Origin of the sequence: Streptomyces xanthophaeus (genome assembly GCF_000725805.1) — a bacterium.
GTDB lineage: Bacteria > Actinomycetota > Actinomycetes > Streptomycetales > Streptomycetaceae > Streptomyces > Streptomyces xanthophaeus.
In genome coordinates, this window is the sequence record NZ_JOFT01000042.1 from 1 (window position 1) to 20688 (window position 20688).

The following is a 20688-nucleotide window of genomic DNA, read 5'->3' on the forward strand; positions in this document are numbered from 1 at the left end:
CCCCCCGCCGCCGAAGGACCCCGGGCCCCTCCCCCCCCCCCCGCCGAAGCCGCCCCCGCCCCCGCGCCCGCCGAAGCCTCCGCCGCCGAAGCCTCCGCCGCCCCGCAGGATCTCGCCGAGGATGATCCCGCCGAGCACGGCCCCGCCCCGGCCGCCGCCCGAGCGGGCGCCGCCGTACGGGTCCTGGTAGCCCCGTACGTCCTGCTCCGCCAGCTGCTGCGCCTGCCGGGCCAGGGAATCCGCCTGCTGGGCCTCCGCCAGGGCGCCCGCCGGGTCCGAGGCCTGGAGGGAGACCGCCCGCTCAAGGTGCCGTCCGGCCTCCGCCAGCCGGGTGCGGGCCTGGCTGCCGACCGCGCCCCGGCTGGTGGTGACGTAGTCCGTGGCCGCGCCGATCGCACTGCGGGCCGAGAGCAGGGCCTGGTCCAGCAGGGCCACCGCCCGCTGGCGGCCCGACTCCCGCTCGCGCGCCCCGGCCAGCGCCTCGTCGAGGGCCGCGTCGGCCTCCTCGACGCGCCGCAGGGCATCGATCGGGTCGTACCGTCCCGCCGTCTGCTCCTGCCGGACGTCGGCCAGTACGGCCCGCGCCCGGCCGATCCGGCCGCGCAGGTCCGCCGTGGAGGTGCCCTCCGCGGTGCCCGTCAGCAGGCCCTCGGCGTCCGCGAGGTCGGTCTCCGTCTCGTTCAGGGCGCCCGGCAGCTTCCCGGCCGCCTCCGCCAGTTCCCCGGCCCGCCGTTCGACCGCGTCGACCAGCGTCGCGGCCTGGTCCACGGCTCCCTCGGCGGCCCGCACGTGCACGGCCGCCCTGCCGTTGTCCCCGGCGTCGACGGCCGCCCGGGCCTCGCCGAGGCTGGTCGTCGCGAACAGCAGGCGGTCCTTGGCCTGTTCGGGGTTGGCGGCGACGGGCGCGGCCGCGGAGTCCGCGTACCGCTGGACCACGGCGGCCAGCGTCGCCTCGGCCGTCGTGGTGCGCCCCGCCAGGGCCCGGAAGTGCGCCTCCACGGTCAACAGCGCCTGGGGGGCGTTCTTCTCCAGGTCCCGCAGCCTGTCGAAGGCCACCGATTCGGCGTCGAGCCGCCGGCTCGCCTCGGTGCACCGGGCCACGATCTCGTCCAGCATCCGGCGCCGCGTCGGATCGTCCTCCGGGTAGGCGTCGTCGAGCTGCTGGCGCAGCCGGAAGGCGTGCGTCAGCTCGTCCTTGGCGTACTCCACGGCCTGGACGAAGGGGGCGGCCGCCTCGTCGCCGAACTGCGCCGAGGCGAAGCCGAGTTCCTCCGTGCTGGTGCGGACCGCGTCGTCGGTCTCCACCAGCAGGGCCTTGGCCTTGGCATCCAGTTCCGGCAGGTCCAGCTGGGCGGCCCCCTGCGTGCCCCAGCCCGGGCCGGTCGTCGTACCGCGTCCGCCGCCGCCCTTGCGCTTGCGGCGGGAGTAGGCGTACGCGCCGAGCGCCCCGGCCGCGCCGACGGCCACCACCGGGAGCACGAAGTCCCCGGCCCCGCTCTCGCCGCTCGCCTTGGCGCCCGGGTCGGCCGGGCCGGGGGTGATGGCGGGCACGGGCACGGGAAGTCCGCCGAGCACGGCGTTGTAGCCGTTCGCCGCGCCGATGGCAGCGCCCGCCCAGTCGTTCTGCTTCAGGGGCGGCTCGATGGCGGTCCGCGCGACCGTGGCGAGCTGCTCCTCGGTGAAACCGGAGTCGACCGCGGCCGAATAGGCGTACTGCCGGGCCCCGGTGGCGACGGCCAGCAGGACGTCGTTCTGCCCGAGGCCGTTCTTCTCCGCCGTGGCGTCGGCCCAGCTCTGCGCCGAGCGTCCGGAGAAGTCGCGGACGTACGTGACGAACAGCTGGATGCGGCGGTCGGCGTACAGCTTGTCGAGCGCGGCGGTGACGGCGGGCGCGCGGTCGCCGAGCGCCCCGACGCGGTCGGTGACCTGCCCCTGCTGCGACAGGGTGACCGGATCCTCCGCCCGCGCGGGCGGCGCCCCGGCGACGCCCCACCCGCCGAGCGCGAGGAGCGCGCAGGCCAGGGCGAGCCCGGCCCGTACGGATATCGCGGCGGTGGCGCGGCTCTTCGTCGTCCTGCTGCTCGGCGCAATCACATTTCGGAGGGTATGGGCGGTTCCTGGGCCCCGCACCCGGAGTGATCACCGCGCGCCCGCCGGGGCCCGGAGCGGCCCCCGGCGGTCTCACGGGAGCGCGATCGCCGTGAGCTCCGGCAACGGCAGGACCACGTCGTCCCCGGTGAGCACCGCGTCCCGGCGGCCGATGCGGACGTCCTTCCACTGCCAGACGGTCTTCAGGGTCGCCGGGTCCAGGGCGGCCAGGAACGGCGGCTGCACGGCCCGGCCGAGCCGGGCCCGGCTGCCGCGCGCGGACTTCACGTACAGCAGCCCCCGGCGCATGCCGAGCAGTTCGAGCGCGCAGCTCCCGTCGTGCTGCACGATCCGCTGCCGCGCCAGTTCCCGGCCGGTCGACGCGTCGAAGGCGAACACCAGGTCGCCCTTCTCCTGCGGCTGCCGTCCGGCGGCGAACACCACCGGCCCGGCGGCCAGCACGGACGCGGGGGAGCCCAGTCCGACGGACCACAGCTCGTTCCCGCGCCGCCGGTCCAGGGTGCGCAGCACCGGCCCGTCCAGCACGGTCACCGGCCCGCCGGGCACCTCCGGGGCGCCCGGCGGCACCAGGACCCGCCCCGCCCCGCGCTGCCAGGTCCACAGCAGAGCGCCGCGGGCCGCATGGAGGGCCATCAGGGTGTCCCGGCCCACCAGGACGACGCAGTCCCCGTCCACCGTGGCCGTCAGGGAGGAGTGGTACGGGCCCGGGCGCTGCCAGCGCACTTCGCCGGTGTGCGCGTCCAGGGCGCTCAGCTGCTCCCGGCCGGTGTGCAGGACCAGGGCATCGGCGAGCACCACCGGCGTACGGCCGTCCCCGCCGGGCCCCGCCCCGGGCAGGTCCCGCCACCAGCGCACCCGGCCGTCCACGGGTTCCCGGGCCAGCAGGCGCACCCCGGAGCCCGCCCGCTCCTCCAGCGCCACGCAGACCGTGACGGCGTCGGCCGCGCAGTGGACGGCCGTCTCCCCCGGCAGGGGCGCCGCGGGCACCCCCTCGTCGCCGGCCGCAGTCCAGCGGGTGCCTCCGCTGCCCGCCAGGACGCAGCCCACCTCGTCGCCCGAGGTCCACACGACGCCGTCCCCGGCCGCGGACAGGGCCTGGGGCAGGGCCCCCGTGAACCACCGGCGGGCGCCGGGCTGCACCGGGGCGTCCGGGCCCGGCCGGGCCGAGGGGTCGGTGCGGACGGCGGCCGCCACGGCGACCGCCACCTCGTGCGGGGGCGGGGTGCCGGGATCGGCGGCCAGCTCCGCCGGCCAGGGCGCGCGCCGCCAGGCCACGCACTCCCGGGCGATCCGCACCAGTTCCAGGGCCCGGTCGGGGGCGTCCGGGAGGTCCCGGGCCGCCGCCGCACGCTCCTGCGCCGCGGCCGGGTCCAGCAGGCGGCGCTGCTCCGGCCCGGTCCGCGTACGGGCCCGGTCCAGGGCGGTGCGGGCCCGCTCGACCTCCGCGTCGCCGGTGCTCCGGCCGTCCTGGCGCAGGACCGAGGCCGCCTGACTGCGCAGCTGCTCGGCCCGGACGAGTTCGCCCCGCTCGGCGTGCCGTGCCGCGTCCTCCCGGAGCCGGGCGGCCCGCTCCTCGGTGAACCGGGCGAGGGCCTCCGTCCCGTGGGCCAGCGCCTCGCCCGCGCCCGCCGGGTCCCCGGCGGCGGCCCGCCCGTCCGCCACCTCGCACAGCACCCGGACGCGGACGCCCCCGTCCTCGATCCGGCCGGCCAGCTCCAGTGCGGCCGCCAGGTCCCGTCCGGCCATTTCCACGACCAGGTCGGTACGGGCCGTCTCGCGCAGCCCCGCGTCGCGGATGCGGGACAGGTGTTCCTCGGCGAGGGCGGTGTCGGCGGCCGCGGTGGCCACGGCCACCCGGGCCCAGATCCGGTCCCCCGCCGGATGCCCGGAGAAGTGGCGCAGGGCGAGCTGCGCGGCGCGCTCCGGGGAGACCCGGGCCAGCTCCTCCGCGACGGTCCGCAGCGGAGCCCGGCGGTTCGAACCGAAGACGGTGAACAGGGCCTGCTGGGCGTCGGTGAGCAGCCGGCCGGTGCGTGCGGGGGCGTGCCGGGCCGTGCGCCGGGCGAGGAGGGTCAGCAGGTCGGCGATCCGGGCCCCGTCCCCCTGGCCGTCGGTCCACGCCGCGTGCTCGGCGCCCGCGAGCAGGCGGCCGGCGAGGGCGGTGTCGAAGTGCGCGGCGGCGTCGGCGGCGACGGCGAGGCCCTCCACGCGCAGGTGCTCCCAGCCGGGTGCCGAGGCCCCCAGGATCTGCTCCGCCTCGTGCAGCAGCCCACGGACGAACTCCCGCACCGGGAAGGGCACCTCCCCGGGCCCCGAACCCGCTCCCGCTCCGGGGCTGGCCTCTGCTCCCGCCCCCGTTCCTGCTCCCGCCGCCGGTCCCGCTCCCGCCTCCGCTCCGGTATCCGGCCCGGCGGCCGTCCCGGGTGCGGTCGCCACGGCCGTCGCGGCGTGCGGCGCGCCCTGCGGCCCGGGTCCCGCCGCGGTGGCGTGCACGCGCACCGTCGCGGGGTACCGGGGCCCCGACCCCGGCTCCGCGCCGCGGTCCGCGCCCCGCTCCGGCGCCACGGGGAAGCCCGGCTCCCGCAGCGCGAGCGGGACGCGCTCCGCGCCGCGGCCCGCGCCCGTTCCCGCGAGGGCCCGCAGCGCCTCGCCCACGGTCTGTGCCGACTCCGGCCGGTCCGCCGGGTCCTTGGCCAGCAGGGCCCGTACCAGCTGTTCCAGCTCCGGCGCCACGGGGAAGCCCGCCTCCCGCAGCGCGAGCGGGACGTCCTCGATGTGCCGGCGCATGAGCACGTACGGGGACTCGGCCACGCCGAACGGCGGCAGGCCGCTCAGCATGGCGTACAGCACGCACCCCAGCGCGTACAGGTCGCAGCGCGCGTCGACGTGCTCGCCCCGCCACTGTTCGGGCGCCATGTAGGCGGGCGTGCCGAACATCCGGCCCGTGACCGTCCAGCCGCCCGTAGCGTCCGCCGAGTGCGCGATCCCGAAGTCGCAGATCTTCAGCCGCCCGCCGGGCAGCAGGAAGAGGTTGCCGGGCTTCAGGTCACGGTGCACCACCGCCTGCTCGTGGGCCGCGGCGAGCGCCTCCGCGGTCTGTGCCGCCAGTGCGGCCGCCGTCTCCCCGGGCAGCCCGCCGGGCGTACGGGCCAGCAGCGACGCCAGGTCCTCGCCCGCGAGCAGTTCCATCACGATGAACAGCCGGCCCTCGTGGCGGCCCACGTCGTGCACCACGGTGATCCCCGGATGCTGGAGCCGCGCCCCGATGGTGGCCTCGCGCCGGAACCGGCTCACCACCTCCTCGTTCGTCGCCGTGTCCAGCAGCACCTTCACGGCCACGGCCCGGTCCAGCGTCAGGTCGTACCCGCGCCACACCTCGCCCATGCCGCCCTGCCCGAGCCGCTGGTCCAGCCGGTACCGGCCGCCCAGTCGATCCCCCACCCGCACTGCAATGCCCCCTGACGACACGTCATCCGACGGTCTCCCAGGGGGCATTGTGTCCTGCGAAGTGAACAGCTGGGGGTGAACGGCCGGGGATGCTAGGGAGCCGGCCGCCGCCGGATCCTGCTGCCCAGCCACACCAGCGGGTCGTACTTGCGGTCCACGGCCCGCTCCTTCAGCGGGATCAGGGCGTTGTCGGTGATCTTGATGCCCTCGGGGCAGACCTCCGTGCAGCACTTGGTGATGTTGCAGTAGCCCAGCCCGTGCTCCTCCTGCGCGGTGCGCTTGCGGTCCAGGCCGCTCTCCGCCGCCGCGTCCAGCGGGTGCATGTCCAGCTCCGCCACCCGCATCAGGAACCGCGGACCGGCGAAGGCCCCCTTGTTCTCCTCGTGGTCACGCACCACGTGACAGGTGTCCTGGCACAGGAAGCACTCGATGCACTTGCGGAACTCCTGCGAGCGCTCCACGTCGATCTGCTGCATCCGGTACGCCCCCGGAGCCACCCCCTCCGGCGGCACGAAGGCCGGTACCTCCCGCGCCTTGGCGTAGTTGAAGGACACGTCCGTGACCAGGTCGCGGACGACGGGGAAGGCCCGCAGCGGCGTGACCGTGATCGTCTCGTCGGCCTCGAAGGTCGACATCCGCGTCATGCACATCAGCCGCGGCCGCCCGTTGACCTCCGCGCTGCACGAGCCGCACTTGCCCGCCTTGCAGTTCCAGCGCACCGCGAGGTCCGGGGTCTGGGTGGCCTGGAGGCGGTGGACGATGTCCAGGACCACCTCGCCGTCGTGCACCTCGACGGTGAAGTCCCGCAGCTCCCCGCCCTGCGCGTCGCCCCGCCAGATCCGGAAGCGTGCCTCGTAGGTAGTCACTCGTAGAGCTCCTCTTCGGCGAGGTACTTGACCAGCTCTTCCTTCTCGAACAGCGCGAGCAGGTCGGGGCGGATGGGATCGGTGCGGGTCCGGACCAGCGTGATCCGGTCGGCCGCGGGGTCCGCGGGGGCCGGGTCCACCGGCCGGCACAGCAGGTTCACCGGGCGCCAGCTGCGCTCCATGGCCGGGCAGTCCTCGCGGGTGTGCCCGCCCCGGCTCTCGGTGCGCTCCAGGGCCGCGCGGGCCACGCATTCGCTGACCAGCAGCATGTTCCGCAGGTCCAGCGCCAGGTGCCAGCCCGGGTTGAACTGCCGGTGACCCTCGACGCCGGCCCGTGCGGCCCGTACGCGCAGCCCCGCCAGCTTCTCCAGGGCCTCGGCCATCTCGCCCTCCCGGCGGATGATGCCGACCAGGTCGTTCATGGCGGTCTGGAGTTCCTGGTGGAGCGTGTACGGGTTCTCCGCGCCCTCGACGGCGTGGAACGGCGCGAGCGCCTCCGCGGCCGCCGCGTCGACCTGGGCCTGGGACACGGCCGGGCGGCCGCCGGGGGAGGCCGCGTACCCGGCGGCGTGCAGCCCGGCCCGGCGTCCGAAGACCAGCAGGTCGGACAGGGAGTTGCCGCCGAGCCGGTTCGAGCCGTGCATGCCGCCCGCGACCTCGCCCGCCGCGAACAGCCCCGGCACCCCGACGGTGGCCGCGGTCTCGGAGTCGACCGCGATGCCGCCCATCACGTAGTGGCAGGTCGGGCCCACCTCCATCGGCTCCGCGGTGATGTCCACGTCCGCCAGCTCCTTGAACTGGTGATACATCGACGGGAGCCGCCGCCTGATCCGCTCCGCGGGCATCCGGGTGGAGACGTCCAGGAAGACCCCGCCGTGCGGGGAGCCGCGGCCCGCCTTCACCTCGGAGTTGATCGCCCGGGCCACCTCGTCACGGGGCAGCAGCTCGGGCGGCCTCCGGTTGTGGTCCGGGTCCTCGTACCAGCGGTCGCCCTCCTCCTCCGACTCGGCGTACTTCTCCTTGAAGACGTCCGGGACGTAGTCGAACATGAACCGCTTGCCCTCGCTGTTGCGCAGCACCCCGCCGTCCCCGCGCACCGATTCGGTGACGAGGATCCCCTTCACCGAGGGCGGCCAGACCATCCCGGTCGGGTGGAACTGCACGAACTCCATGTTCAGCAGGGGTGCGCCCGCGAGCAGGGCCAGCGCGTGGCCGTCGCCCGTGTACTCCCAGGAGTTGGAGGTCGTCTTGAAGGACTTGCCGATTCCGCCCGTGGCCAGCACGACCGCCGGGGCCTCCAGGACTAAGAAGCGGCCGGACTCGCGCTCGTAGCAGAAGGTCCCCGAGACCCTCTCCCCGTCCTTGAGGACCCGGGTGACGGTGCACTCCTGGAAGACCTTGAGCCGGGCCTCGTAGTCCCCGTGCTCCTTGAAGTCCTCCTGCTGGAGGGCGACGATCTTCTGCTGGAGGGTGCGGATCAGCTCCAGGCCGGTGCGGTCGCCGACGTGCGCGAGCCGCGGGTACTCGTGGCCGCCGAAGTTGCGCTGGGATATCCGGCCGTCCGGGGTCCGGTCGAAGAGCGCGCCCCAGGTCTCCAGCTCCCACACCCGGTCCGGGGCCTCCTTGGCGTGCAGCTCGGCCATCCGCCACTGGTTGAGGAACTTGCCCCCGCGCATGGTGTCGCGGAAGTGCACCTGCCAGTTGTCGCCCTCGTTCACGTTGCCCATGGACGCGGCGATGCCGCCCTCGGCCATCACCGTGTGGGCCTTGCCGAAGAGGGACTTGCAGATCACGGCCGTACGGGCACCCCGCTCGCGGGCCTCGATCGCGGCCCGCAGCCCGGCGCCGCCCGCGCCGACCACGACCACGTCCCACTGCTGCCGTTCCACTTGAGCCATCTCAGAAGATCCTCGGGTCGGTGAAGGCGCCGCTGGCCAGCAGGTACACGTAGAAGTCGCACAGGGCCACGCTGATCAGCGAGGCCCACGCCAGCTGCATGTGACGGGTGTTGAGCCTGCTGATCCAGCCCCACAGCCGGTAGCGCACCGGGTGCTTCGAGAAGTGCTTCAGACGGCCGCCCATGATGTGCCGGCAGGAGTGGCAGGACAGGGTGTAGGCCCAGATCAGCACGATGTTGACGAGGAAGAGCAGGGTGCCCAGGCCCATGTGGCCCCAGGCGTAGTGCTCGTCGCGGAAGGTCAGCACCGTGTCATAGGTGAGGATCCCGGCCACGGGCACCGCGGCGTAGAAGAAGTACCGGTGCGCGTTCTGGACGACGAGCGGGAAGCGGGTCTCGCCCGTGTACTTCGCGTGCGGTTCGGCGACGGCGCAGGCCGGGGGCGAGGCCCAGAAGCCCCGGTAGTAGGCCTTGCGGTAGTAGTAGCAGGTCAGCCGGAAGCCGAGCGGGAAGACCAGGATCAGCAGCGCGGGGGACAGGCCCCACCAGCTGCCGAAGAGCTCCCAGTTGGGGCCGCCGCGCATCTCCTGGCAGTTCTCCGCGAGGCACGGGGAGTAGAAGGGCGAGACGTACGGGGCCGCGTAGTAGTCGGAGTTGGCGAACGCCCGCCACGTCGAGTAGACGATGAAGGCGAGCAGCCCGGCCGTGGTGACGGCCGGGGCCAGCCACCACCGGTCGGTCCGCAGGTGCCGGGCAGCGATCGCGGCCCGGGAGGCGTCGTGGACGCCGCCGGGCCGCTGCCTGGGTGGTTGTGTGCCTGTGGCCAAGGGGGACTCCGGGTGGAGTGATGAGGGGTGGCCCAGGAGACCCGGCCGCGAGCGGCCGGGCCAGATGGGTGGGCGGGATGGCCGGGCGGGCCGTCCCGGGCCCCGCGGATCACGGCCGGGCCCGGGACCGCGCCGTCAGGGGGCGCGACGGTCGCGGGCCCCGAGGCCCTCGTCGTCGGAATCGGTCCACAGCGTGCTGTCGTACGGGGTGTCCGGGACGGTGACCATCCGGGAAGGCTCCGGCGGGGCGCCGGAGCGGTCCGGCTGCGCTCGCCCGGCCCGCCGCTCCAGCTGCTCGACCTTGCGCGTCAGCTCGTCCAGGTTCCGCCGGACGGCGCTGAGATCGTCTTGCAGGGACATGATGTGACCTCGATTCCGCAAGTGCGGTGGCAACGCTCATGTGCGCCTGCGAGTGTCGCGCTTCCGGTCCCCGGTGTGAAGGGACGTGCAGCGATTGCGGGCGCGCAGGCCTGAACCGTGCGCCCCTCCCCGGAGCCCATTGTCATCCCCCTTCCGGCCGAACGCCCGCCCGGCGCCCACCCCGCGTTGGTCCGCACGGGTGGGCTTCGCGGCGTGGCGCGGAGCCCCTGCGAGGGGTCCGGCGCGCCGTGGATTTCAGTGGGTTCCGGCAACCGATGTGATCAGCTCCATATACCGCCAAACGTGATCATGCTTCCCCCACGCCCTGCCCCGGAGGTACCACCCATGTCCCAGAGAAGGCGCAGGTCAGTGGCGCTCCTGACCTCGGGAGTCCTCGCACTGCCGCTGCTCACGGGCTGCGGCGCGGGTGACGAGGAGGGCGGCCGGGCCGCCGCCGGGCAGGACATCGCGGCCACGGCCCGCGACAAGGTGGCCGACGGGGGAGTGCTGCGCTGGGCGGTGGACTCCCTGCCCAACACCCTGAACACCTTCCAGGCCGACGCGGACGCCACCACCGGCCGCATCGCCGCCGCGGTGCTCCCGCAGCTGTTCGTCCTGGACGGCAAGGGCCGGCCGGCCGCCAACCCCGACTACCTGGAGAAGGCCGAGGTCGTCGAGACCGAGCCCAAGCAGGTCGTCCTGTACAAGCTGAACCAGCAGGCGGTGTGGAGCGACGGCCGCGAGATCGGCGCCGCCGACTTCGTGGCGCAATGGCGCGCGCTGAACGGCAAGGACTCGGCGTACTGGACCGCACGCAACGCGGGCTACGACCGCATCGAGAAGATCGAGCGCGGCAAGACCGACCTGGAGGTCCGGGTCACCTTCGCCAAGCCGTACGCGGACTGGCGCTCGCTGTTCACACCGCTCTACCCCAAGCAGGTCACCGGGACCCCGGACGCCTTCAACGAGGGGGCCCGGGGCGCCCTGAAGGTCACCGCCGGACCCTTCGGCCTCGGGGCCATCGACAAGAAGACCGGCACCGCGGCCCTGACCCGCAATCCGCGCTGGTGGGGCCAGCCCACCAAGCTGGACTCGCTCGTGCTGACGGCCGTGCCCAGGGCCGAGCGCCCGGCCGCGCTGGCCGCGGGCAGGCTCGACCTCGCGGAGGTCGACCGGACGGGCGCCGACCGCATCGCGCTGGCCCGCCGGGACGCCGCCGGGCGCAGCGGCGCGGGCAGCGGCGGGGCCCCGGCCCACGGCCCGGCCGCCTCGGTGACGGCGGCGCAGGCCACCCTGTCCTGGGCCGTCGCCTTCGGCGCGGACGAGGAGAAGGCCGAGGCCGAGAAGGAGAACCGGCTGAAGAAGGCCGCGGCGGCGAAGAAGTACGCCGACGAGCAGGCGGCCCTGCGCACCTTCACCGTGCGCAAGTCCCTGGAGCCCGCCTACACCCAGCTCGCGATGAACGGCTCCTCGGGCCCGCTGTCCGACGAGCGCGTGCGCCGGGCGGTGGCCCGGGCACTGGACCGCAAGGCCCTGGCCGAGGCCGTGCTGAAGCCCCTCGGCCTCCCCGCGAAGCCGGTCGGCAGCCACCTCGCGCTCGCCGGGCAGCGGACGTACGCCGACAACAGCGGCGCCCTCGGCAACCAGGACACCCAGGCGGCCCAGGCCCTCCTCGCGGACGCGGGCTGGCGCCGGGGCGGCAAGCTCACCGAACCCGCGGGAGCCAAGGCGGGCCCGGAGGGCGCACCGCAGGACGACGGGAAGACCCCGTCCGGCCCGGGCACCGGCAACGACGGGCTGTACATCGTCGGCCAGGACGACGGACGCAACGGAGACCTGCGGTCGGCCACGGCGGACCGGGCCGCGGAAGGGGACCGGCCCGCGGACCACGGAGCCGGGCACCGCCCCGACGGGGAGGTCGTCGACGCCGACGCCCTCGCCGAGGAAGCCCGCACCCAGCCCTCCCCGGTGCTGGCCCCGGCCCCCTTCGCGGCCCAGCAGGAGATCGCGCTGCGGGCCCAGGCCGCCGCGCTCGGCGCCGCGGGCCAGGAGGACGACGGCAAGCGCGCCCCGGCCCGCGACGACGAGGGCGAGGGCGCCGACCCCGCCAAGGCCTCGCCCGCCCCGGCCAAGCAGGCCGTACGCACCTCCGGGAACATGCTCGCCAAGGACGGCAAGCCGCTGACCCTGCGCTTCGTCGTCCCGGCGGGCCCCGGCTCGGAGGCCCTGCGCACGGTCGGCGACCGGATCGCCCGGATGCTCCAGAAGGTCGGCATCCAGACCGAGAGCACCAAGGTGGCCGACGAGAGCTTCTTCAAGGACCACATCGCCTCGGGCCAGTACGACCTGGCGCTGTACTCCTGGCCGGCCACGGCCTTCCCGGCCACCGACGCCCGGCCGATCTTCGCCAAGCCGGAGCCGGCCGCGGACGGCTCGCTCCTCGTCGAACAGAACTACACCCGGGTCGGCACGGACCACATCGACCAGCTGTTCGACCAGGCGGTCGGCGAGCTGGACGAGGAGGAGTCCCGCGAGCTGATGCGCAAGGCGGACGCCCGGATCTGGGCCGCCGCCGGTTCCATCCCGCTCTACCAGCGCCCCGAGCTGGTGGCCGTGAAGCCGGGTCTGGTCAACGCGGGCGCCTTCGGTCTCGGCGCCCCCCGTTTCCAGGACATCGGCTGGAAGAAGGCCCCGAACGCCAAGGACAAGAAGAAGTAGTGACAAAGAGGTGCCCGAGGGGTTGACCTCAGGGTTTCAAGCTCAGATGTGACTCAATTCCCTTGCCCGCCGCAGATCCGGCGGGCAAGGTCGTGGATACCCGTTGACCCGCATGAATACGGGGCTGACCGGCACCCGAGACCCCCCACCCCGTACTCGGCGGCCTTCATTCGTCCAGCCCCTTGACAGCCCCCCCGGCAGGCAGTTCCCGCCACGCGACGTACCATGGGGTAAGGCCGTGGCAGGTTTTCGCCCGGTCGAGGCGCGCGTGCCAGGCCGTACGCGACGCCATCCACGATCCCGGGAGAAGCGCCGAAGTGCCCACGCGCCACGACATCCGTAACGTCGCCATCGTCGCCCACGTCGACCATGGCAAGACGACCATCGTCGATGCCATGCTCAAGCAGGCCGGTGCCTTCGCCGCCCACCAGCACCTCGACGACCGCATGATGGACTCGAACGACCTGGAGCGTGAGAAGGGCATCACGATCCTCGCCAAGAACACGGCGGTGAAGTACCACCCCAAGGACGGCGGGGCGCCCATCACGATCAACATCATCGACACCCCCGGCCACGCCGACTTCGGTGGTGAGGTCGAGCGCGGTCTGTCGATGGTGGACGCGGTCGTCCTGCTGGTGGACGCCTCCGAGGGTCCGCTGCCCCAGACCCGCTTCGTCCTGCGCAAGGCCCTGCAGGCGAAGATGCCGGTCATCCTCTGCATCAACAAGACCGACCGCCCGGACTCCCGGATCGACGAGGTCGTCAACGAGACGTACGACCTCTTCCTGGACCTGGACGCGGACGAGGACCAGATCGAGTTCCCGATCGTCTACGCCTGCGGCCGTGACGGCGTCGCCTCGCTGACCAAGCCCGAGGACGGCACCGTCCCCGCGGACAGCGACAGCCTGGAGCCGTTCTTCTCCACCATCCTGGAGCACGTCCCCGCCCCGGTGTACGACGACGAGGCGCCGCTGCAGGCCCACGTCACCAACCTGGACGCCGACAACTTCCTCGGCCGCATCGCGCTCCTGCGCGTCGAGCAGGGCGAGCTGCGCAAGGGCCAGACCGTCACCTGGATCAAGCGCGACGGCACCCAGTCGAACGTCCGCATCACCGAGCTGATGATGACCGAGGCGCTCACCCGCAAGCCGGCGGAGGTCGCCGGCCCCGGTGACATCTGCGCCGTCGCGGGTATCCCCGACATCATGATCGGCGAGACCCTGGCCGACCCGGAGAACCCGATCGCGCTCCCGCTGATCTCGGTCGACGAGCCGGCGATCTCCATGACCATCGGTACGAACACCTCCCCGATGGTCGGCCGCGGCGGCAGCGGCAAGGGCGCGGACGCCAAGTCCGCGGTCAAGGACCGCAAGGTCACCGCCCGCCAGGTCAAGGACCGCCTCGACCGCGAGCTGGTCGGTAACGTCTCGCTCCGCGTCCTCGACACCGAGCGTCCCGACGCCTGGGAGGTCCAGGGCCGCGGTGAGCTCGCGCTCGCCATCCTGGTCGAGCAGATGCGCCGCGAGGGCTTCGAGCTGACCATCGGCAAGCCGCAGGTGGTCACGCAGGAGATCGACGGCAAGGTGCACGAGCCGGTCGAGCGCATGACGATCGACGTCCCCGAGGAGCACATGGGCGCGGTCACGCAGCTCATGGGCGTCCGCAAGGGCCGCATGGACAACATGTCGAACCACGGCTCCGGCTGGGTCCGTATGGAGTTCGTCGTCCCGTCGCGCGGCCTCATCGGCTTCCGTACGGAGTTCCTGACGGGCACGCGCGGCACCGGCATCGCCCACTCGATCCACGAGGGCCACGAGCCGTGGTTCGGCCCGCTGGTGACCCGTAACAACGGTTCGCTGGTCGCCGACCGCGCGGGTTCGGTCACGCCGTTCGCGATGATCAACCTCCAGGAGCGCGGCGTCCTGTTCACCGACCCCGGCACCGAGGTGTACGAGGGCATGATCGTCGGCGAGAACTCCCGCTCCGACGACATGGACGTGAACATCACCAAGGAGAAGAAGCTCACCAACATGCGTGCGGCTTCCGCGGACAACACCGAGAACGTGGTGCCGCCCCGCAAGCTCTCCCTGGAGCAGTCCCTGGAGTTCTGCCGCGACGACGAGTGCGTCGAGGTGACCCCGGAGGCCGTCCGCATCCGCAAGGTCGTCCTGGACCAGAAGGACCGCTCGCGCACCGCCTCGCGCGCCAAGTCCGCGAAGTAACAACGCAGTAGAGGGCCGCCGCGACCAGCGGCGGCCCGACCCCCGGCATACGGCAGCCCCTCCCGTCATGGAGTCCTTGACGGGAGGGGCTGTTCGCGTTTGTCAAGCTGATTTTTGCGCTCTGGTGTCCGCATACCGACCGTGACACTCCGGAAGGTGAGCTAACCGTCCGTTTCGCACGTGTCTGTCTCCTATCCGTTTGTCCGGATTTCGGGTTTTCGCCGTGCGGTGATGTTGTGAAAACGAGACCACTTAAGTGTGGTTTACGGTCAGGCAGTCCCTGAGGATGGCTCCATTGAGCTCGGGTCAATGGGTCACGCGCTGTGGGGAGCGCCGACTCACGAGCACACTCGGGGCACTGTTCCTATCGCCGTCAGGGGTGTCGGCGAAACGTACCTGTGCCCTTCACATCAGACAGTGGACTCATGAGGAGGAAACCCATGCGCGGTGCCAAGAGCGCCAAGTGGGTAGCGGGCGCGATTGTCGTCGCCCTGGCAGCGACCGCCTGTGGCGGTGGCGACAAGGGCGATGCCGCAAAGGGTGAGGTTGACCCGAACGGTATCTACTCGATCGAGGTCGGCGAGCCGGAGAAGCTCCTGCACCCGGCCGACACGATGGAGTCCAACGGCTCCATCGCCATGTCGGGTCTGTTCTCGCAGCTCGTCGACTACGACGCCGACGGCAAGCTGACGATGGTCAACGCCGAGTCGGTGGAGTCCAAGGACAGCAAGCTGTGGACCGTCAAGCTGAAGGCCGGCTGGACCTTCCACGACGGCACCAAGGTCACGGCCGATTCCTACGTCAAGGCGTGGAACTGGGCCGCGAACATCGACAACAAGCAGGGCAACGCGTCCTGGTTCGCCGACATCAAGGGCTTCGAGACCGTCCACCCCGAGGCCGAGGGCGCCAAGCCCGCCGGCACCGCGATGGAGGGCCTGAAGGTCGTCGACGAGAACACCTTCACCATCGAGCTCGCCAACGCCGTCCCGTACTTCGCGTACAAGCTCGGCTACGAGGTCTTCTCCCCGCTGCCGGAGTCCTTCTACAAGGACCCCGCGGCCGCCGGTGAGAAGCCGGTCGGCAACGGCCCGTACAAGTTCAAGAACTGGGAACACAAGAAGCAGATCGAGCTGACCCGCTTCGACGACTACAAGGGCGAGAACAAGGCGAAGAACGGCGGTGTGATCCTCAAGAACTACTCCACCGTCGAGACCGCCTACGAGGACCTGAAGTCGGGCAACGTCGACGTCCTGCGCACCATCGGCCCGAAGGACCTCCCGGTCTACCGCGCCGACCTCGGTGACCGTGCCGTGGACCAGGCGTACTCCGCCGTCCAGACGCTGGCCATCGCGTTCTACGCCGACCAGTGGAAGACCCCGAAGCAGGTCGACCCGAAGGTCATCCAGGGCCTGTCGATGGCGATCGACCGCGACACCATCACCAAGACCGTGCTCCAGGGCACCCGCGAGCCCGCCACCGGCTGGGTCGCCAAGGGCGTCCTCGGCTACACGCCGAACGCGACCGGTGACGTCACCAAGTTCGACGCCGCGAAGGCCAAGGCGCTCATCGCCGAGGGCGGCGGCGTCCCGAACAACGAGATCTCCATCCAGTTCAACTCGGACGGCGGTCACAAGGAATGGGTCGAGGCTGTCTGCAACAGCATCACCCAGGCCACCGGCGTCAAGTGCACCGGTGACGCCAAGCCGGACTTCCAGGCCGACCTCCAGGCCCGCAAGTCCAAGCAGGTCAAGTCGATCTACCGCTCCGGCTGGGTCCTCGACTACCCGGTGAACGCCAACTTCGTCAGCGACCTGTTCCGTACGGGCGCCAGCGGTAACCAGGGTGGCTTCACCAACGCGGACCTGGACGCCAAGATCGCTGCGGCCGACTCCGCGGCGACCCTGGAAGAGTCCGTGAAGGCGTACCAGGCCATCGAGAAGGAACTGGTCACCTACATGCCTTCCATCCCGCTCTGGTACTACAAGGTCAACGCGGGTTACTCGGAGAAGGTCCAGAACGTCAAGTACGCCCAGGACGGCGACCCGATCATCGAAGAGGTCGAGGTCAAGAAGTAAGTCCCGCCGCGTAATTTCGTTCGACGGATGTGGGCCGGCGGGGAGCCGGCCCGCATCCGGGCCTATACGCAGCGCCCGGGGGGCCCTTTCGCGACGCAGTGACGACACCGTCACGCGCGTGCGTGGCGAAAGGGCCCGTCCGGCTGCGCCTGCCGCATCTTCTACGGAGGCATGATGGGGCGCTATGTCGCACGACGACTGCTCCAGATGATCCCGGTCTTCTTCGGGACGACCCTGCTCATCTTCATGATGGTGTACAGCCTGCCCGGCGACCCCGTGGCCGGTCTCTTCGGTGACAAGGGCACCGACCCGGCCACACTGGCGAAGCTCCGCCATGAGCATGGCTTGGACAGGCACTGGATTGTCCAGTATTGGAACTACATATCCAGCATCCTTTTCCACTTCGACTTCGGGACCCAGATCCGCAGTGGTCGTGAGATCACCGACGTCATCGGAGACGCCTTCCCGGTCACGCTCCGCCTGGCGATGATGGCCTTCGCCATCGAGATCGTCCTCGGTCTCGGCCTCGGCATCGTGGCGGGCCTCAAGGCCGGCAAGCTCGCCGACAACCTGGTCCTGATCCTCACGCTGCTGATCATCTCGATGCCGGTCTTCGTGCTCGGCTTCATCGTGAAGTCGGTGTTCGCCTTCCAGCTCGGCTGGATCGACCCCAACGTGAGCAACGACGAGCTGTGGAGCGAGCTGCTCGCCCCGGCCATCGTCCTCGGATCGCTCTCGCTCGCCTACGTGGCCCGCCTGACCCGCACCTCGATGGCCGAGAACCTGCGCGCCGACTACATGCGCACCGCGATCGCCAAGGGTCTGCCCAAGCGCCGCGTCATCGGTGTGCACCTCATGCGCAACTCGATGATCCCCGTCGTGACCTTCCTGGGTACCGACATCGGCGCCCTCATGGGCGGCGCCGTCGTCACCGAGGGCATCTTCAACGTCAAGGGCGTCGGTGGTCTGATCTACGACTCGATCGTCCGGCGCGAAGGCCTGACCGTCGTCGGTGTCGTCACCGTCCTGGTCGTGGTCTACCTGATAGCCAGCCTGCTCGTCGACCTCCTCTACGCGGTCATGGACCCGAGGATCCGGTATGCCTGACCTGACCAAGATCGAAGCCGTGACGCCCGCCACCCCGGCCGCTCCGGAAGCGCCGGTCGAGCCGGCGAAGGCCGAGAAGGCCCGCAGCCTCTGGGGCGACGCCTGGGCCGACCTGCGCCGCAACCCGTACTTCATCGTCTCGTCGGTGCTGATCCTCATCCTGCTGACGATCTCCGCCTTCCCGGGACTGTTCACCAGCGCCGACCCGACCAAGGGCGACCTGGTGAAGCACTTCCTCACCAAGCCGGAGCTGGGCAGCATCGGTTCGCCCGACTGGCTCGGCTACGACGGCCAGGGCCGCAGCGTCTACGCGCGACTGATCTACGGCACCCGTGCCTCGATCATCGTCGCCGTCTGCGTGACCGCGATCGTCACGGTCGTCGGCTCCATCACCGGCATGATCGCCGGTTACTTCGGCGGACTCACGGACGCGATCATGTCCCGGGTCACCGACATCTTCTTCGGCATCCCCTTCCTGCTCGGTGCGATGGTCGTCCTCCAGGCCTTCACCAAGCGGACCGTGTGGACCGTCGTCTTCGCCCTGGCCTTCCTCGGCTGGACGCAGATCAACCGCGTCATGCGCGGTGCGGTCATCACCGTGAAGCAGGCCGACTACGTGCACGCGGCGAAGGCCCTGGGCGCGGGCACCCCCCGCATCCTGATCAAGCACATCCTGCCGAACGCCATGGCACCGGTGATCGTGGTCGCCACCATCGCGCTGGGCGGCTACGTCGCCGCCGAGGCGACCCTGTCCTACCTGGGCCTCGGCCTCGCGTCCCCCACCATCTCGTGGGGTGTGGACATTTCCGCGGGCGCTGCGCAGATCCGAGTGGCGGAGCACATCCTGTTCTACCCCTCGATCATGCTCAGCATCACCGTCCTCGCCTTCATCATGCTCGGCGAAGCGGTCCGCAACGCCCTCGACCCGAAGCTGCGCTGAGGAGGGCGTAAGTGATCACCATGGACAACACCAGTACGGTTCCCGCCCCGCGTGACGGGGACAAGCAGGGCCCGCTCCTCGAAGTGCGCGACCTCCACGTGGAGTTCCACACCCGCGACGGCGTGGCCAAGGCAGTCAACGGCGTCAACTACAGCGTGAGCGCGGGCGAGACCCTCGCCGTGCTCGGCGAGTCGGGCTCCGGCAAGTCGGTCACCGCCCAGGCCATCATGGGCATCCTCGACATGCCGCCCGGCAAGATCCCGCAGGGCGAGATCCTCTTCCGCGGCCAGGACATGCTGAAGATGAGCTTCGAGGAGCGGCGCCAGCTCCGCGGCCGGAAGATCGCCATGATCTTCCAGGACGCGCTGTCCTCCCTCAACCCGGTGCTCAGCGTCGGCTACCAGCTGGGCGAGATGTTCCGCGTCCACCAGGGTGCGTCGAAGAAGGAAGCCCGGCTCAAGGCCATCGAGCTGATGGACAAGGTCAAGATCCCGGCCGCCGCGCAGCGCGTGGACGACTACCCGCACCACTTCTCGGGCGGTATGCGTCAGCGCATCATGATCGCCATGGCGATCGCGCTGGAGCCGGACCTGATCATCGCCGACGAGCCGACCACGGCTCTCGACGTGACCGTCCAGGCCCAGGTGATGGACCTGCTGGCCGAGCTCCAGCGCGAGCTGAACATGGGTCTGATCCTGATCACCCACGACCTCGGCGTCGTCGGCGCACCCGTACACCCGCGGTCTGCTGGACTCGATCCCGCGTCTGGACCAGAAGGGCCAGGAGCTCTTCGCCATCAAGGGCCTGCCGCCGAACCTCCTGCGGCTCCCCAGCGGCTGTTCCTTCAACCCGCGCTGCACCGCCGCGCAGGACATCTGCCGCTCCGAGGTCCCCGTACTTCAGGCGGTCAGCGAGCAGGACGGCAGCGAGCTGCCGGGCCGCCGCAGCGCGTGCCACTTCTGGAAGGAGCAGATCCATGGCTGAGCTCACCAAGAACGCCCCCGAGCGCGAGCCGATCCTCCAGGTCCGCAACCTGGTCAAGCACTTCCCGCTGACCCAGGGCATCCTGTTCAAGAAGCAGGTCGGCGCGGTCAAGGCCGTCGACGGCATCAGCTTCGACCTGTACCGGGGCGAGACCCTCGGCATCGTCGGCGAGTCCGGCTGCGGCAAGTCCACCGTCGCCAAGCTGCTGATGAACCTGGAGCGGGCGACCGCCGGCGAGGTCTTCTACAAGGGCCAGGACATCACCAAGCTGTCCGGCCGCGCCCTGAAGGCTGTCCGCCGCAACATCCAGATGGTCTTCCAGGACCCGTACACCTCGCTGAACCCGCGCATGACGGTCGGCGACATCATCGGCGAGACGTACGACATCCACCCCGAGGTGGCTCCCAAGGGCGACCGGCGCCGCAAGGTCCAGGAACTCCTGGACGTCGTGGGCCTCAACCCGGAGTACATCAACCGCTACCCGCACCAGTTCTCCGGCGGCCAGCGCCAGCGCATCGGCATCGCCCGCGGCCTCGCGCTCAACCCGGAGATCATCATCTGCGACGAGCCGGTCTCCGCGCTCGACGTGTCGGTGCAGGCCCAGGTCATCAACCTGATGGAGAAGCTCCAGGACGAGTTCGACCTGTCCTACGTCTTCATCGCGCACGACCTGTCGATCGTCCGGCACATCTCGGACCGGGTCGGCGTCATGTACCTCGGCAAGATGGCCGAGATCGGCACCGACGCGCAGATCTACGAACACCCGACGCACCCCTACACCCAGGCGCTGCTGTCGGCCGTTCCGGTCCCGGACCCGGAGGCCCGCGAGGGCCGCGACCGGATCATCCTCACCGGTGACGTCCCGTCCCCGGCCAACCCGCCGTCGGGCTGCCGCTTCCGCACCCGCTGCTGGAAGGTCCAGGACAAGTGCTCCACCGAGGAGCCGCTGCTGGCGATCCCGGAGCGCTTCAAGGGCCAGGACACCTTCGCCGCTCACGAGTCGGCGTGCCACTTCGCGGAGGAGCGGGCCGTCCTGCCCGTCTGATCTCCCGCGCAGCAAGGCGTCCAGGGCGCCCGGTACCGGATCCTTCCGGTAGCGGGCGCCCTGCCGCGTTCCGGTACGGGGAAAGCGGGTT

At 71.5% G+C, this 20688-nt stretch carries 12 protein-coding genes and 1 pseudogene; 7 read left to right on the plus strand and 6 right to left on the minus strand.

The window, feature by feature from the left end; all coding sequences use genetic code 11:
* The 6 genes from IO30_RS0124515 to IO30_RS0124540 all read right to left on the minus strand — a co-directional run.
* On the minus strand, positions 1 to 2046 hold a 2046-nt coding region (locus tag IO30_RS0124515; protein WP_037895038.1), incomplete at its 3' end, for a TPM domain-containing protein.
* Between the two features lie 135 nt (positions 2047 to 2181).
* Positions 2182 to 5550: a protein kinase domain-containing protein gene (locus tag IO30_RS47680; RefSeq protein ID WP_051902559.1), complete on the minus strand. Its 3369-nt coding sequence runs from the start codon at positions 5548 to 5550 to the stop codon at positions 2182 to 2184.
* A gap of 98 nt (positions 5551 to 5648) precedes the next feature.
* Complete coding sequence (locus IO30_RS0124525) at positions 5649 to 6422, minus strand: succinate dehydrogenase/fumarate reductase iron-sulfur subunit (RefSeq protein ID WP_031146236.1); 774 nt, start codon at positions 6420 to 6422, stop codon at positions 5649 to 5651.
* Complete coding sequence (locus IO30_RS0124530; RefSeq protein ID WP_031146238.1) at positions 6419 to 8320, minus strand: fumarate reductase/succinate dehydrogenase flavoprotein subunit; 1902 nt, start codon at positions 8318 to 8320, stop codon at positions 6419 to 6421. Before IO30_RS0124530 ends, IO30_RS0124525 begins: the two co-directional genes overlap by 4 nt.
* Position 8321: 1 nt before the next feature.
* Positions 8322 to 9146: a hypothetical protein gene (locus tag IO30_RS0124535; protein WP_031146240.1), complete on the minus strand. Its 825-nt coding sequence runs from the start codon at positions 9144 to 9146 to the stop codon at positions 8322 to 8324.
* Between the two features lie 135 nt (positions 9147 to 9281).
* The gene (locus IO30_RS0124540; protein ID WP_031146242.1) at positions 9282 to 9506 is read right to left on the minus strand and encodes a hypothetical protein; all 225 of its coding nucleotides are present in this window, start codon (positions 9504 to 9506) and stop codon (positions 9282 to 9284) included.
* Between the two features lie 345 nt (positions 9507 to 9851).
* Here IO30_RS0124540 and IO30_RS0124545 point away from each other — a divergent pair, with 345 nt between their 5' ends.
* From IO30_RS0124545 to IO30_RS0124575, 7 genes and pseudogenes are all read left to right on the plus strand, one after another.
* Positions 9852 to 12224 carry an ABC transporter family substrate-binding protein gene (locus IO30_RS0124545; protein ID WP_031146244.1) on the plus strand — a complete coding sequence of 791 codons (2373 nt, stop codon included), beginning with the start codon at positions 9852 to 9854 and terminating at the stop codon, positions 12222 to 12224.
* Positions 12225 to 12541: 317 nt separating this feature from the next.
* On the plus strand, positions 12542 to 14446 hold the full coding sequence (gene typA / locus IO30_RS0124550; protein ID WP_031146246.1) for a translational GTPase TypA: 1905 nt from the start codon (positions 12542 to 12544) through the stop codon (positions 14444 to 14446).
* A gap of 440 nt (positions 14447 to 14886) precedes the next feature.
* Positions 14887 to 16521 carry a peptide ABC transporter substrate-binding protein gene (locus IO30_RS0124555; RefSeq protein WP_031146248.1) on the plus strand — a complete coding sequence of 545 codons (1635 nt, stop codon included), beginning with the start codon at positions 14887 to 14889 and terminating at the stop codon, positions 16519 to 16521.
* 174 nt (positions 16522 to 16695) lie between these two features.
* Positions 16696 to 17628 (plus strand): ABC transporter permease, encoded by a 933-nt coding sequence (locus tag IO30_RS0124560; RefSeq protein ID WP_031146249.1) that lies wholly within the window; start codon positions 16696 to 16698, stop codon positions 17626 to 17628.
* Entirely contained in the window at positions 17621 to 18568 is a 948-nt protein-coding gene (locus IO30_RS0124565) for an ABC transporter permease (protein ID WP_031146251.1), read from the plus strand. The genes IO30_RS0124560 and IO30_RS0124565 overlap by 8 nt, the downstream gene beginning before the upstream one ends.
* Before the next feature lie 20 nt (positions 18569 to 18588).
* A pseudogene (locus IO30_RS40775) lies at positions 18589 to 19552 on the plus strand (ABC transporter ATP-binding protein).
* Positions 19545 to 20597: an ABC transporter ATP-binding protein gene (locus IO30_RS0124575; protein ID WP_031146252.1), complete on the plus strand. Its 1053-nt coding sequence runs from the start codon at positions 19545 to 19547 to the stop codon at positions 20595 to 20597. The pseudogene IO30_RS40775 and the gene IO30_RS0124575 overlap by 8 nt, the downstream one beginning before the upstream one ends.
* The last annotated feature ends 91 nt before the right edge of the window (positions 20598 to 20688 follow it).

What these genes read in the sequence shown, in the direction of transcription:
- IO30_RS0124560 (WP_031146249.1), top strand. Translation starts at nt 16,696, where the DNA reads ATGGGGCGCTATGTCGCACGACGACTGCTCCAGATGATCCCGGTCTTC.
- IO30_RS0124540 (WP_031146242.1), bottom strand. Translation starts at nt 9,506, where the DNA reads ATGTCCCTGCAAGACGATCTCAGCGCCGTCCGGCGGAACCTGGACGAG.
- IO30_RS0124565 (WP_031146251.1), top strand. Translation starts at nt 17,621, where the DNA reads ATGCCTGACCTGACCAAGATCGAAGCCGTGACGCCCGCCACCCCGGCC.
- IO30_RS0124530 (WP_031146238.1), bottom strand. Translation starts at nt 8,320, where the DNA reads ATGGCTCAAGTGGAACGGCAGCAGTGGGACGTGGTCGTGGTCGGCGCG.
- IO30_RS0124545 (WP_031146244.1), top strand. Translation starts at nt 9,852, where the DNA reads ATGTCCCAGAGAAGGCGCAGGTCAGTGGCGCTCCTGACCTCGGGAGTC.
- IO30_RS0124555 (WP_031146248.1), top strand. Translation starts at nt 14,887, where the DNA reads ATGCGCGGTGCCAAGAGCGCCAAGTGGGTAGCGGGCGCGATTGTCGTC.
- IO30_RS0124575 (WP_031146252.1), top strand. Translation starts at nt 19,545, where the DNA reads ATGGCTGAGCTCACCAAGAACGCCCCCGAGCGCGAGCCGATCCTCCAG.